The 13,506-nt window shown below is 74.7% G+C and carries 11 protein-coding genes; 6 read left to right on the top strand and 5 right to left on the bottom strand.

Annotation, left to right across the window (positions count from 1 at the left end):
- Positions 1–42: 42 nt before the first annotated feature.
- Positions 43–738 carry a ribosome hibernation-promoting factor, HPF/YfiA family gene (gene hpf, locus ACFU7Y_RS25935; RefSeq protein ID WP_224283340.1) on the bottom strand — a complete coding sequence of 232 codons (696 nt, stop codon included), beginning with the start codon at positions 736–738 and terminating at the stop codon, positions 43–45.
- Between the two features lie 369 nt (positions 739–1,107).
- On the opposite strand from hpf, the gene ACFU7Y_RS25930 reads away from it, so the two are divergent.
- Positions 1,108–1,836: a ComF family protein gene (locus ACFU7Y_RS25930; RefSeq protein ID WP_380769808.1), complete on the top strand. Its 729-nt coding sequence runs from the start codon at positions 1,108–1,110 to the stop codon at positions 1,834–1,836.
- A 59-nt stretch (positions 1,837–1,895) separates the two neighbouring features.
- On the opposite strand, the gene ACFU7Y_RS25925 is transcribed toward ACFU7Y_RS25930, so the two are convergent.
- Genes ACFU7Y_RS25925 through mtrA form a run of 3 tightly spaced genes read right to left on the bottom strand, consistent with a single transcriptional unit; the run spans position 1,896 to position 6,550 of the window.
- Positions 1,896–3,791: an LpqB family beta-propeller domain-containing protein gene (locus tag ACFU7Y_RS25925; RefSeq protein ID WP_224283746.1), complete on the bottom strand. Its 1,896-nt coding sequence runs from the start codon at positions 3,789–3,791 to the stop codon at positions 1,896–1,898.
- A complete protein-coding gene (mtrB, locus tag ACFU7Y_RS25920) occupies positions 3,766–5,871 on the bottom strand; it encodes an MtrAB system histidine kinase MtrB (protein WP_374120080.1) in 2,106 nt (701 codons plus the stop codon). The genes ACFU7Y_RS25925 and mtrB overlap by 26 nt, the downstream gene beginning before the upstream one ends.
- Before the next feature lies 1 nt (position 5,872).
- Complete coding sequence (mtrA, locus tag ACFU7Y_RS25915; RefSeq protein WP_030247322.1) at positions 5,873–6,550, bottom strand: MtrAB system response regulator MtrA; 678 nt, start codon at positions 6,548–6,550, stop codon at positions 5,873–5,875.
- Between the two features lie 299 nt (positions 6,551–6,849).
- Here mtrA and ACFU7Y_RS25910 point away from each other — a divergent pair, with 299 nt between their 5' ends.
- From ACFU7Y_RS25910 to ACFU7Y_RS25890, 5 genes are all read left to right on the top strand, one after another.
- Positions 6,850–8,025: a hypothetical protein gene (locus tag ACFU7Y_RS25910; RefSeq protein ID WP_224283747.1), complete on the top strand. Its 1,176-nt coding sequence runs from the start codon at positions 6,850–6,852 to the stop codon at positions 8,023–8,025.
- 5 nt (positions 8,026–8,030) lie between these two features.
- Positions 8,031–8,732, top strand: coding sequence for a DUF4129 domain-containing protein (locus ACFU7Y_RS25905; protein ID WP_380769807.1), 702 nt, complete (start codon positions 8,031–8,033; stop codon positions 8,730–8,732).
- Positions 8,729–9,955: a DUF4350 domain-containing protein gene (locus tag ACFU7Y_RS25900; RefSeq protein ID WP_380769806.1), complete on the top strand. Its 1,227-nt coding sequence runs from the start codon at positions 8,729–8,731 to the stop codon at positions 9,953–9,955. Before ACFU7Y_RS25905 ends, ACFU7Y_RS25900 begins: the two co-directional genes overlap by 4 nt.
- Positions 9,952–10,962: an AAA family ATPase gene (locus tag ACFU7Y_RS25895; protein WP_374120119.1), complete on the top strand. Its 1,011-nt coding sequence runs from the start codon at positions 9,952–9,954 to the stop codon at positions 10,960–10,962. Before ACFU7Y_RS25900 ends, ACFU7Y_RS25895 begins: the two co-directional genes overlap by 4 nt.
- 82 nt (positions 10,963–11,044) lie before the next feature.
- A complete protein-coding gene (locus ACFU7Y_RS25890; RefSeq protein WP_224284508.1) occupies positions 11,045–12,379 on the top strand; it encodes a DUF58 domain-containing protein in 1,335 nt (444 codons plus the stop codon).
- A gap of 29 nt (positions 12,380–12,408) precedes the next feature.
- On the opposite strand, the gene ACFU7Y_RS25885 is transcribed toward ACFU7Y_RS25890, so the two are convergent.
- On the bottom strand, positions 12,409–13,506 hold a 1,098-nt coding region (locus tag ACFU7Y_RS25885), incomplete at its 5' end, for an RNA polymerase sigma factor (protein WP_380769805.1).

Genomic DNA, 13,506 nt, shown 5'->3' with positions numbered 1-13,506 from the left:
GCCACGGCCGCCGGGGGCACCCCTCCATCGCTTCTCGGACGGTCAGTCCTCGTCGTCGGACCCGCCGATCGCGCCGCCCGCCCCGCCGCCCGGCCCGGCCGCGAGGTCGGTCTGCAGGTGGATGACGCCGTAGTGGTAACCGTGCCGGCGGTAGACCACGCTCGGCAGGCCACTGTCCTTCTCCACGAAGAGGTAGAAGTCGTGGCCGACCAGTTCCATCTCGTAGAGCGCCTGGTCCAGCGCCATGGGAGCGGCCGGGTGCGTCTTCTCCCGGACCACCAGCGGGCCTTCGCCCTCCACCTCCAGGGATCCCATCATGGTCTTGCGGACGGCGCCGTTCGTCTCGCCCTCCAGCGCCCTCGTGTCCGGCAGCGCGGCCAGGGCCGCGGTCGCCTCGGCGACGCTGATCGGGGTGCGGCCGTTCGCGCCGCCCTTGTGCACCCGACGCCGGTCCGCGGACTTGCGCAGCTGCGCGTCGAGCTTCGCCGAGGCCAGGTCGAGCGCCGCGTACGGGTCGCCGGCGGCGGCTTCGGCCCGGATCACCGGCCCACGGGTACGGAGAGTGATCTCCACCCGCTCGGACCGGTCGGCCTGCCGCGGGTTGTGCTCCTTGGACACCTCGACGTCGAGGCTGATCACCTTGCCGTCGAACTTCTGGACCTTCTCCAGCTTCTCGGCCACGTGCTCGCGGAACCTCTTGGGCACCTCGGTCTTGCGGCCCTTGACGACGATGTCCACGCAGAACTCCGATCCCTCGTGCTGACGCCGATCCGGGTGCTACCGGACCGGACTGAGACCCAGCTGGACCAGCCCATCCACTGCCGGCCCCCCGTCCCCGCCGCCAGCGGCGGAAACGACTGGCCCTCACCTCACTTCCTCCCCACCAGGGACGGTTGAAACCCCCTGAAGCCTTATCGAACACCTCACACGGGTTTTTCGCCTCCCCAGGCGACAAAGAGGGTATGACCCGATACTGCGGTCAGGCGGTCAAGCTGGTGCACCCTGTCTACCCTCTCGCGGGTGAAGTATGGGTAAATACCTGGACAACACCCCCCATACGGCGCATCCTGTGCTGACTCTCCGTGCCTGCCGCCGCCAGGAGCAGCCGTGCCGCCGCCCCCCCCCCCCGCCCGCCCGACGCCCGCCCAAGGGCCGTTCGGCCACGCACTGGCCGGGCTGCTGGACGTCCTGCTGCCCGCCGACTGCGCCGGCTGCGGCAGCGAACGCACCCAGCTCTGCCCGGCCTGCCGGCACGTGCTGGCCACCGCACGGCCCGCGCCCACCCTGCTGCCCTGGACGCACGCCGCCGCGCCGTACACCGATCCGGTCCGGCAGTTGCTGCTCGCCCACAAGGAACGCGGCGCGCTGCGGCTGGCCGGGCCGCTCGGCGAGGCCCTCGGCCGCGCGGTGCGCTCCGCCCTGGGCGCGCGGGCCGGGGCCGCGCCGCTGCTGCTGGTTCCGATGCCCTCGGCGCGCTCGGCCGTCCGCGCCCGCGGGCACGATCCGACGCTGCGGCTGGCCGGGGCGGCCGCCCGCTCACTGCGCCGGGCCGGTCTGGACGTACGGGCCGCACCGCTGCTGCGGCACGCCCGGCCGGTCGTCGACCAGACCGGGCTGAACGCGGCCGAGCGGCGCCGCAACCTGCACGGCGCGCTCACCGTGCTGCCGCGCGCCCGGACCGGGCCGACGGGCCTGGCGGGCCGTCAACCGGTGCTGGTGGACGACCTGGTGACGACCGGAGCCAGCCTCGCGGAGGCCGCCCGGGCACTGGCCGACGCCGGCCTGCCGGCCCGGGCCGGCGCCACGGTCGCGGCCACGGTGCGCCCGGCCGGCTGACCGCCGCTGTCGGCGCCTCAGGCAGACCGGAAGGCCCGTCAGCCCGTCCGGACGCGGCGTCAGCCCGCGTAGAAGAACGACCGGGGCTTGTCGATCAGCGGGGCCTCCCGCCACTGGTTGTTGACCAGCCGGTAGGCCTTGACCTCGCTCGGCTTGCCGTCCGTCTGCTTGACCTCCGCCATCGCGAGCACCGGCGGCGCCTGGGTCAGGCTGTCCGCCCGGGACTCCGAGGCCGCGACGGTCATCATGCTCTCGGCGCTCTGCAGCTGGGTGTCCGTGCTCTGCGAACCGTCGGTGCTGATGAAGTAGAGCTGCTGGGTCCGGTCGGCCTCCTTGCCGAGCACCAGCAATTGGTCGGCATCCGCCCAGGACACCGAGGCGACATCGGTGAGCGTGGGTGCGGCCCGGCGCAGCCCGGTGATCTTCACGGTCGGCGCCTGCGGGGTGCCGCCGTGCACCACCAGGCCGAACATCAGCGAGCGGGTGGCCACGCCCGGGCTCTTGACCACCAGGGCGACCCGGACGCCGTCCGAGGAGATCTTCAGCGCCTGCACGGTCTGCCCGGTCAGCCCCTCGACCGGCACGGTGGACGGCTTGTTGCCGCGCACCATCACCACCGACGAGGTCTGCTTGTTGCGGTCCACCACCCAGAGGTTGCCGCGGCCGTCCCAGCTGGGCGAGGCGAAGCCGTCCTCCTTGTCGCCGGACTTCGCCGACGAGCTCAGCACCGGCTCGCCCAGGTTCACCGCGTTGTCCGTCAGCTGCACCGAGTAGACCTGGTGGCCGTCCTCGCTGATCGCGGCGGCCTGGGCACCGCCCCGGCTGACCGCGATGGCGCCGAGCGGCGGCTTGGTGTTCGACTGCGGCTTGCCGAGGACGCCGCGGACCGGGTCGCCGGGGCGCCCCTCGTCGGTCGCCACCAGGGCACCGTCGGCGCGCTGGTAGTACTGCGTCGCGGCCGTCGGGCCGGCCAGCGAGCCGGGGCCGGTGGCCGGCACGTCGCTGCGGCTGGCCGTGCAGGCGCCGCGCTGCCCCTTCAGCTCCAGCCGCTCGACCTGGCCCTTGCCCTGGTCGGCGAGGGTGTAGAAGAGCTGGGTCGCCATCCGCCGGCAGGCCATCGGCTCGCCGACGTCCGCCTTGCCGAGCTGCACATGGGCGACCCGGCTGTCGTCGATGGTCACCTTGTCGACCGTGGTGTCGGTCGGGAACGCCGTGCGGACCACCGGCGAGAGCCAGGTGGAGGGACCGCCGACGAGCGCCCGGGCGGCCGAGGTGAGCGGGTCCACCCGGCGCCGCAGGTAGATCGGGTCGGCGATCAGCACCTCCTGACCGGCGTTCCCGGAGACCACCAAGGACGGGTCGGGCGCGGTGTAGAAGAACCGCTCGACCTGCCGGAAGCTGTTCCGGAAGTTGGTCTCGTTCATGATCACGCCGGGCGGCAGCCTGTCGATCCGCCACTCGCCGTCCTTCTCCCGGACGAAGGTGAAGTCGGAGGAGACGTTGTTGTTCTGCCCGGCCACCAGCAGGTACGAGTGCTTCTCGTCGACGGTGGCGACCAGCTGCCCGCGCACCGCCGCGGAGACCACGGTGTCCGCGTCGGTGACGTCCGGGACGGGCGCGATGGTGGTGGCGGAGAGCACCTGGGTCCCGGCGTCCGGGTTCCAGGCGGCGGCGGCGCTCTCGGTGAGGTACTTGCGCGCGGTTTCGTACCCCTCGTCGGCGGTCACCGCGTCCAGGAACCCGGTCAGCAGCTCACGCGGCTTGGCGCCCCGGCCGGGCGCCACCGGGTAGACCCGGGCCTGCAGGTTCTTGTCCGCCGAGCCCTGGGACAGCTCCACCCTGGTGATGCCGCCGGAATCGGGCATGGCCGCGCAGCCGCTCGCCACCAGGGCGCCGAGCAGCGCGCCGACCGCCGCGAGGAGCCGCGGCTCAGTCCTGTTGCTCGTCCCTCGCACGCTGCGACCCCTCCGCGTCCGTCGTCCCGCCCGTCACGTCCGGCTCCGCCGTCCGCTGTGCCACCGACGGCCGTCCCGGCGTCGGGTCCACCATGACCTGGGCCCCGGTGGCCCCGTACCCGGCGGCCGTCCACACGTCCGAGGGGTCCGAGCGCGGCCCCTCCGGCATCCGGCGCCGGCCCAGCCCGGGGCCGATGTTCAACACCCCGCCGAGCCCGCTGCCGAGGCCGTTGCCCACGGCCTCCGGCGTCTCCGCGTGGTCCTCGACGGCGGCGCTCGCCGTCGCGCCGGCCGGGCTGATCGCCCGCCGGTACGGCGTGCCCTGCGCACCCAGGCCGCGGTTGTTGCGGGAGTCCTCCGGCTCCAGCCGGAACGGCGCCCGGGTGATCTCGCCACCACGGGTGCGCGGCAGGGTGAGCCGGAAGTGCGAGCCGCCGCCGGGCTCGCCCCAGGCCTGGAGCCAGCCGCCGTGCAGGTGGGCGTCCTCGACCGCGATCGACAGGCCGAGGCCGGTGCCGCCGGTGGTCCGCACCCGGGACGGGTCGGCCCGCCAGAAGCGGTGGAACACCCGGGACGCCTCGCCCGGCTTGAGGCCGATGCCGTAGTCGCGCACGCCGACCGCGACCGCGCCGTCCGCGGAGCCCAGCCGGACCACCACGTCGCGGCCCTCGCCGTGCTCCAGCGCGTTGACCACCAGGTTGCGCAGGATGCGCTCGATCCGGCGGGAGTCCACCTCGGCCAGCACCGGCTCGCCGTCGCCGCGGATCACCACGGCGCTGCCCTTGGCCTCGGCGAGCGGTTCGGCGGCCTCCACCACACGGGCGACGATCTCGCGCAGGTCGACCGGCTCGGCGTCCAGGATCGCGGCGCCGGCGTCGAAGCGGCTGATCTCCAGCAGGTCGGCGAGCAGCGACTCGAAGCGGTCCAGCTGGCCCTGGAGCAGCTCCGCCGAGCGGGCCGCCATCGGGTCCAGGTCCTCGCGGCTGTCGTAGATGAGGTCGGCGGCCATCCGGACCGTGGTCAGCGGGGTGCGCAGCTCGTGCGAGACGTCCGAGACGAACCGCCGCTGCACCCGGGACAGCTCCTCCAGCTGGCGGATCTGCGCCTGGAGGGCGTTGGCCATCCGGTTGAAGGACTCCCCGAGTCGGGCGATGTCGTCCGTCCCGGTGACCTTCATCCGCTCTTCCAGGTGTCCGTCGGCAAGCCGCTCGGAGATCCCGGCGGCCATCCGGACCGGGGTGACCACCTGGCGCACCACGACCCAGGCGATGCCGCCCATGAGGATCACCACGAACACTCCGGCGGTCGCCAGGGTGCCGGTGACCAGGTTGAGGGTGTCGGTCTCCTGGCCGAAGGAGAACACGTAGAACATCTGGTACGGCGTCCCGGCCGGGCCGACGAACTGCATGCCGAGGGCCAGCCCGGGCTCGGACTTGACGCTGCTCTCCGGCGAGCGGTGGATCCGGGTCGGCTGGTCGAACATCTGGCCGGGCTCGGCGAGCAGCTTCGCCCGCAGGGTGTCCGGGATGCTGATCGGCTGGATATCGCCCGAGTAGCGCGGCGCGAAGCCGGCGGTGTCGGGCACGACGGCGCCGGTGCCGGGGGCCATCGCGATCACCGAGTAGACGGTCTGCCCGCTCCCCGCCAGGTCGTTGACCTGCCGCAGCAGCCAGGTGCCGATCTCGTCGACGGTCGGGTCGGCGGTGCCCCGCAGCTTCTGGTCCCGGGCCTCGTCGATCTTCTTCTGCTCGACCTGGAAACCGATCCGGGCCTGCGCGCGGGCGGCGTCCATCTTGGTGTCGAGCAGGCCGGTGCGCACCTGCGCCACCACGACCACGCCCAGCACCAGGACGACCGCGATGGACGCCAGCAACGACACCGCGACCACGCGCAGCTGGATCGACCGGCGGTACAGCGCGGCCACCCGGTGCACGGGGCGGCGCAGCTGACGCTTCACCAGCGCGACCACGCCGGAAGGGCCGCGTCGGCGGCGGGTGCTCGAACTCAGCACGTCGCCGCGCACGGCCCCGGCCCCGTCGGTCGCGGAACCCGACGGGGTGTCGTCTGCCCGGCCCGTCACGTCAGCTGGGTCCGGCCTTGTAGCCGACGCCACGGACGGTCACCACGATCTCGGGGCGCTCCGGGTCCTTCTCGATCTTGGAACGCAGGCGCTGCACGTGGACGTTGACCAGTCTGGTGTCCGCCGCGTGGCGGTAGCCCCAGACCTGCTCCAGCAGCACCTCACGGGTGAACACCTGCCAGGGCTTGCGGGCCAGCGCGACCAGCAGGTCGAACTCCAGCGGGGTCAGCGGGATGCCCCGGCCGTCCCGCTTCACCGAGTGGCCGGCCACGTCGATCACCAGGTCACCGATGGTCAGCTGCTCGGGCGTGGGCTCCTCGGCGCGGCGCAGCCGGGCACGCACCCGGGCCACCAGCTCCTTGGGCTTGAACGGCTTGGTGACGTAGTCGTCGGCACCCGACTCCAGGCCCACCACGACGTCGACCGTGTCGGTCTTCGCGGTGAGCATCACGATCGGGATGCCGGACTCCGCCCGGATCTGCCGGCACACGTCGATGCCGTCACGGCCGGGCAGCATCAGGTCGAGCAGGACCAGGTCGGGCTTGGTCTCCCGGAACGCGGCTAGCGCCCTGTCCCCATCCGCCACGAAAAACGGCTCAAAACCCTCACCACGCAGCACGATGCCGAGCATCTCGGCCAGTGCGGAGTCGTCATCAACGACGAGGACGCGTCCCTTCATGCGTCCATCCTCTCATTACCGGATTGTGACCTGCCGCACAGCAGTGCCAATGCTCCAGAACGGCCAACTCCCGCACCGGTGCATTCCGGCCATACCAGGCGAATACCCCCGCCGGAAACTCCTCCGGACCCCCTCCGCGCCCCGCCGGGAACCACCGCCCGGCCCACCGCGAAGGACCGTTGCCGATCAGCAACCGGATCGCCGTGGGGCCGATTTCCGGCCCCATGGCACGATGGGCGCTGCGCGCGGGCGGAAGATCCGTTCGCAGTCGCGCCCGTGACGCCCTCCGAGGAGCAGTGATGACCGACACTCCGGGCTGGGCCTCGCCCAGCTCGTCCGAGCCGCCCCGCGACGGCGCCCGGCCCCCGGCCGACGCGCCCTCCGCCGTGCCCGGGCCGTCGGCACCACCACAGGCCACCCCCGGCTGGACCGGCCCGGCCGGCACCCCCCGGAACGGACAGCAGTGGGGCCGGCAGCCCCCCGGCGGCCACCGCCCGTACGGCTGGGGCGCCCCGGCGAGCCCAAAGCCGGGTGTCATCCCGCTGCGCCCGCTGAGCTTCGGCGAACTGCTGGACGCCGCCGTCACCACCGTCCGCCGGCACTGGCGCACCGTGCTCGCACTCTCGCTCGGGTTCGCCGTGATCGCCCAGGCCGGAACCGTCCTGGTCAACCTGCTGATCAAGGGCAAGACCGGCCAGGCCACCCAGACCCTGCGGATGCTGGCCGACCTGCCGCTGGAACTGCTGCTCAACGTGTTCGCCACCGCGCTGCTCACCATCGTGGTCAGCCGTGCCGTCCTCGGCCGGTCGGCGACCGCCGCGGAGGCCTGGCGCGAGGCCCGTCCCCGGCTGCTGCAGCTGCTCGGGCTGACCCTGCTCACCGTCCTGCTGGGCCCCGGCGTGATGCTGCTCGGCTTCGCCCCGCTGATCGGCTACACCGCCACCGGCACGGGCTCCCCCGCGATCGCCGGCCTGCTCACCCTGGTCGGCCTGCTGACCGTGCCGGTCGCCGTCTGGCTGTGGATGCGCTTCAGCCTCGCCGCCCCCGCCCTGATGCTGGAGAAGCAGGGCGTGCTGACGGCGCTGTCGCGCTCGCGGCGCCTGGTCCGCGGCGCCTGGTGGCGGGTCTTCGGCATCAACCTGCTGGGCCACCTGCTGGCGCTCTTCGTCGCCGTGGTCATCGCCGTCCCGTTCCAGATCCTCGGCCTGGTGCTGGGCTTCGAGAGCATCAACCGCCAGGGCCTGCCCGGCACCGCCGACCAGGGCGTCGCCATGGTGCTCCTGCTGGCGGTCGCCGGCATCATCGCCGGCACCTTCACCACCCCGTTCATCGCCGCCGTCGGCGTGCTGGTCTACATCGACCAGCGGATCCGCCGCGAGGCCCTGGACATCGAACTCGCCCGCGCGGCCGGCCTGCCCGAGCACGGCGGCGCCGACTGGGGCGCGCAGGGCGACCCCACCCCGGCGAGGCGCTGAGCCGGATGCCTAACTGGGGGGACAGGCTCCTCGCCGCGGGCGGCGCACCGGTCACCGTGCCGCGTGACCCGGCGCGCGACGCCGCCCGCGACGAGCTGCTCGACGCGGAGTACCACAAGCACGACCCGTCCGTACTGCAACGGATCACGGACTGGGTCTACGACCACATCGCCGCCGCGCTCGACAGCATCTCCGGCGACGGCACCGACGGCACCACCGGACTGATCCTCTTCCTGATCGTCGCGGTACTGATCGGCGCCGCGGTCTGGTGGCGCCTCGGCGCACCCCGCCGCGCCGCCCGCACCGTCCAGGACGTGTACGGCACCGAGGGCCCGCGCAGCGCCGACCGGTACCGGGCGGACGCCACCGGGCACGCCGCCGCCGGCCGCTGGACCGAGGCCGTCCGCGAGCAGATGCGTGCCCTGGTGCGCGGCCTGGAGGAGCGCACTCTGCTCGACACCCGCCCCGGCCGCACCGCCGACGAGGCCGCCGCCGAGGCCGGCCGGGCACTGCCCGAGCACGCCGCCGCACTGGCCGCGGCCGCCCGGACCTTCGACGACATCGCGTTCGGCGAGCGCACCGCCGACCAGGACGCGTACCGGCTGCTGCACGAGCTCGACCGGACGCTGGAGCGCACCCGCCCGGTCCTCGCGCCCGACGCCGCCGGTGTCCCCGCCTCGGCCCCGACGCCCGGAGGAGCGGCATGACCGATACCGTCCCCGCCCCCGCGGCACCGCCCGCCGCCGGGGCGCCCGCCGCCCCGAGCAGCCTCGCCCCCACCACCCGCGGCCTGTGGCGCCGGGCCCGCTGGTACCTGGCCGTCCTCGCCGCCCTGCTGATCGGCGCCGCCGCCGTGTCCGCCCTCGGCCAGGACCGCCGCTACCCGCCGCTGGACCCGCGCTCGTACGACCGCGACGGCGCCCACGCCGTCGTCGCCCTGCTCGAACGCCAGGGCCTCAAGGCCGAGTTCACCACCGACCCGACCGCCACCCCGGCCGGCCCGGACACCCTCGTCCTGCCCGAACCGGACCTGCTCAGCCCCGCCCAGCTGCGCGCCGTCGCCGCCGCCCGGCACCGGCGGCTGGTGCTGGTCGCCCCCGGCCCGGCCGCGCTCACCGCACTCGCCCCCGGCATCCGGCTGTCCGACGACGCGGGCGGACTGCCGTACGCCTCCGTCCGCTCCGCCCCCGCGGAGTGCTCGCTCCCCGAGGCCGTCCGGGCCGGCAGCGCCCAGCAGGGCGGCATGCTCTACACCAGCGGCAGCCGCGGTGAGGGCTGCTACCCGCGCGCCCACGGCTACCCGCTGGTCAGCCTCCCGGCCGGGGACGGCGACCGCGATGTCATCGTGCTCGGCAGCGGCACCTTCCTGCACAACGGCGAACTCGCCGAGGACGGCGACGCCTCCCTCGCACTCGGACTGCTCGGCTCGCAGCCCCGCCTCACCTGGCACCTGCCCGACTACTCCGCCCCGCTCCCCGAGGGCACCCGCACCAAGACCTTCGGCGACTACCTGCCGAGCGGCTGGCACTGGGCCGGCTACCAGCTCGCCGTCGCCGCCGTGCTCGCCGCCCTCTGGCGCGGGCGCCGACTCGGCCCGGTGGTCAGCGAGAACCTTCCCGTGGTGGTCCGCGCCGCCGAGACCACCGAGGGCCGCGCCCGCCTGTACCGGCGGGCCAGGGCCCGCGGCCGCGCCGCCGAGGCGCTGCGCGGCGCCACCGCCCACCGCCTCGCCCCCGCCCTCGGCGTCCCGCTCCAGGCCGGCGCACCCGACCCCGACGCGCTCTGCGTCGCCGTGGCCGGCCGACTGCCCGAACGGCCCGCCGGGGACGTCCGGGCCCTGCTGTACGGCCCGCCCCCGACCGACGACGCCGCGCTGCTGCGGCTCGCCGACGACCTCGATTCCCTCGAAAGGCAGGTACGGAACCCGTGACCGACCAGGCAACCGCCCAGCTCCGCTCCGTCCCCGGCACGGCACCCGCTACCCCCGCCACCGACCCGCGCACCGCGCTGACCGCCCTGCGCGCCGAGATCGGCAAGGCCGTGGTCGGCCAGGACGCCGCCGTCACCGGCCTGGTCGTCGCCCTGCTCTGCGGCGGCCACGTGCTGCTGGAGGGCGTCCCCGGCGTCGCCAAGACCCTGCTGGTGCGCACCCTGTCCACCGCGCTCAGCCTGGAGACCAAGCGCATCCAGTTCACCCCCGACCTGATGCCCGGCGACGTCACCGGCTCGCTCGTCTACGACGCCCGCACCGCCGAGTTCTCGTTCCAGCCCGGCCCGGTCTTCACCAACCTGCTGCTCGCCGACGAGATCAACCGCACCCCGCCGAAGACCCAGGCCGCCCTGCTGGAGGCCATGGAGGAGCACCAGGTCACGGTGGACGGCGTACCGCGCGCGCTGCCCGTCCCGTTCCTGGTCGCCGCGACCCAGAACCCGGTCGAGTACGAGGGCACCTACCCGCTGCCCGAGGCCCAGCTGGACCGCTTCCTGCTCAAGCTGATCCTGCCGCTGCCCGACCGCGACCAGGAGTTCCAGGTACTCTCCCGGCACGCCGCCGGCTTCGACCCGCGCGACCTCGGCGCGGCCGGCGTCCGCCCGGTCGCCGGGCCCGAGCACCTGGCCGCCGCCCGCGAGCAGATCGCCAAGCTGACCGTCTCCCCCGAGGTCCTCGCCTACATCGTCGACCTCTGCCGGGCCACCCGGCAGTCCCCGTCGCTGTCCATCGGCGTCTCCCCGCGCGGCGCCACCGCCCTGCTCGCCGCCTCCCGCGCCTGGGCCTGGCTGGCCGGCCGCGACTACGTCACCCCGGACGACGTCAAGGCACTCGCCCTGCCCACCCTGCGGCACCGGGTCGCGCTGCGCGCCGAAGCCGAGATGGAGGGCGTCACCGCCGACTCCGTCATCCAGGCCGTCCTCGCCCAGACGCCCGCACCCCGCTGACCCCACCCCCACCGCACCGCACCCGTTCCGGCCCTCCGGCCCACGGGCTTCCGTCGCACGGGCTTCCGAAGGAGCGCACCGCATGGCCCTCACCGGGCGAACCGCCCTGCTCGCCGCACTCGGCGCGCTCGTCGTGGGCCTGCTGCTGCCGTCCCGGACCGGGATCGGCCTGGTCACCGGTGCGGTGCTGATCGCCGTCGCGGTCGACCTGGTGCTCGCCGCCCCGGTCCGCAGCCTGCGGTTCGGGCGGGGCGGCGACACCACCGTCCGGCTCGGCGAGCCCGCCACGGTCGAACTGACCGTCACCAACCCGTCCGGCCGGCTGCTCCGAGGCCTGGTCCGCGATGCCTGGGCCCCGTCCGCCTGGCGCCCCGGCACCGCCGAGGCCGCCTCCCGGCACACCCTGGCCCTCCCCGGCGGCGAGCGGCGCCGGATCACCACCGTGCTCACCCCCACCCGCCGCGGCGACCACCAGGCCCACCGGGTGACGGTCCGCTCGCTCGGCCCGCTCGGCCTGGCCGGCCGCCAGGGCTCGCACCTCGTCCCCTGGACGGTCCGCGCGCTGCCCCCGTTCGCCAGCCGCAAGCACCTGCCCTCCCGGCTCGCCCGGCTGCGCGAACTCGACGGCCGCACCTCGGTGCTGACCCGCGGCCAGGGCACCGAGTTCGACTCCCTGCGCGAGTACCTGCCCGGCGACGACGTCCGCTCCATCGACTGGCGCGCCAGCGCCCGCCGGGCAGCGAACACGGCCGCCGGCGCGGGGGGCCTCGCCGTCCGCACCTGGCGCCCCGAACGCGACCGGCACATCCTCGTCGTCCTCGACACCGGCCGCACCTCGGCCGGCCGGGTCGGCGACGCGCCCCGACTGGACGCCGCCCTCGACGCCGCGCTGCTGCTCACCGCCCTCGCCACCCGGGCCGGCGACCGGATCGACCTGCTCGCCCACGACTCCCGCAAGCGCGTCACGGTGGCCGGCAGTTCGGCCCACGAGGTGCTGCCCGCCTTCACCAACGCGATGGCCGGCCTGGAACCCGCGCTGCACGAGACCGACATGCGCAAGCTGGTCGCCACGGCACTCAAGATGGCGCCGCAGCGCTCGCTGATCGTGCTGCTCACCGGCCTCGACGCGGCCCCGGTCGAGGACGGCCTGCGCCCGCTGCTGCCGGTGCTCACCAAGCGCCACGAGGTCGTCCTCGCCTCGGTCGCCGACCCGCAGCTGGACGTCCTCGCCGCCGGGCGGGGCACCCTGGAGGCGGTCTACGGCGCGGCCGCCGCCGAGCAGACCCGCGCCGACCGCCGCGCCACCGCCGAGCGCCTCACCCGCCACGGCGTCACCGTCCTGGACGCCCCTCCCGCCCGGATCGCCCCGGCCCTGGCCGACACCTACCTGGCGCTGAAGGCCGCCGGCCGGCTCTGAGGGGCCCCGGCGCCCCGGCACCACCCGCGTCAGCTCGTCCGACCGCCCCTCAGTCCCTCGTTGAGCCGGGCCGCCCGGCGGGTCAGGTAGTCGCGCTCGGCGAGGTTGGGCGCTTTGTGCGCCGCCTCCGCGTACAGCCGGGCCGCCGTCACCAGATCCCCTTCGCGCTCGTGGAGGTACGCCGCCACCGCGGTGTACCTGGGCAGCGCGCCGTCCAGCTCCGCCAGCGCCGCCAGCCCGGCGCGCGGACCGTCGGCCTCGCCGACCGCCACCGCGCGGTTGAGCCGCACCACCGGGCTCGCGGTCAGCCGGACGAGCTCGTCGTACCACTCGACGATCTGCACCCAGTCCGTCTCCTCGGCGGTGAGCGCGTCGGCGTGCAACGCCGCGATGGCCGCCTGCGCCTGGAACTCGCCCAGCCGGTCCCGGGCCAGCGCCGTCCGGAGGATCCCGATGCCCTCGGTGATCAACCCGGTGTCCCACCGGCCGCGGTCCTGCTCGGCCAGTGGCACCAGCGCGCCGTCCGGCCCGGTCCGGCCGGCCCGCCGGGCGTGGTGCAGCAGCATCAGAGCCAGCAGTCCCGCCACCTCGGGGTGGTCGATCACCGCCGCGAGCTGCCGGGTGAGCCGGATGGCCTCGGCCGCGAGGTCGACATCACCGGAGTAGCCCTCGTTGAAGACCAGATAGAGGACCCGGAGCACGGTGGCGACGTCCCCCGGCTGGTCGAACCGGACGCCCGAGACGGTGCGCTTGGCCCGGCTGATCCGCTGCGCCATGGTCGCCTCGGGCACCAGATAGGCCTGCGCGATCTGGCGGGTGGTCAGCCCGCCCACCGCACGCAGGGTCAGCGCGACTGCCGACGAGGGCGTCAACGCCGGGTGGGCGCACAGGAAGTAGAGCCGGAGCGTGTCGTCCACGTCGGCTGAGGGTCCCGGCCCCGGCTCCTGGTCGACCAGGTCCTCCCGGCGCCGACGGGCGGCGTCCGACCGGGCCGCGTCCAGGAACTTGCGCCAGGCCACCGTGACCAGCCAGCCCTTGGGATCACGCGGCTGCTCGACGGCCCAGAGCCGGACCGCCTCGACCAGCGCCTCCTGCACGGCGTCCTCGGCCGCCGCGAAGTCTGCTCC

It is taken from the genome of Kitasatospora sp. NPDC057542, from assembly GCF_042801945.1.
Lineage (GTDB): Bacteria > Actinomycetota > Actinomycetes > Streptomycetales > Streptomycetaceae > Kitasatospora.
Note: the sequence above shows the minus strand (reverse complement) of the source record. Positions and strands in the feature narration are given on the sequence as shown.

Bases quoted from the DNA above. Each gene is read 5' to 3' on its own strand.
- mtrA (WP_030247322.1), bottom strand. From the start codon at position 6,550: ATGAAGGGACGCGTCCTCGTCGTTGATGACGACTCCGCACTGGCCGAG.
- ACFU7Y_RS25900 (WP_380769806.1), top strand. From the start codon at position 8,729: ATGACCGATACCGTCCCCGCCCCCGCGGCACCGCCCGCCGCCGGGGCG.
- ACFU7Y_RS25905 (WP_380769807.1), top strand. From the start codon at position 8,031: ATGCCTAACTGGGGGGACAGGCTCCTCGCCGCGGGCGGCGCACCGGTC.
- ACFU7Y_RS25890 (WP_224284508.1), top strand. From the start codon at position 11,045: ATGGCCCTCACCGGGCGAACCGCCCTGCTCGCCGCACTCGGCGCGCTC.
- ACFU7Y_RS25910 (WP_224283747.1), top strand. From the start codon at position 6,850: ATGACCGACACTCCGGGCTGGGCCTCGCCCAGCTCGTCCGAGCCGCCC.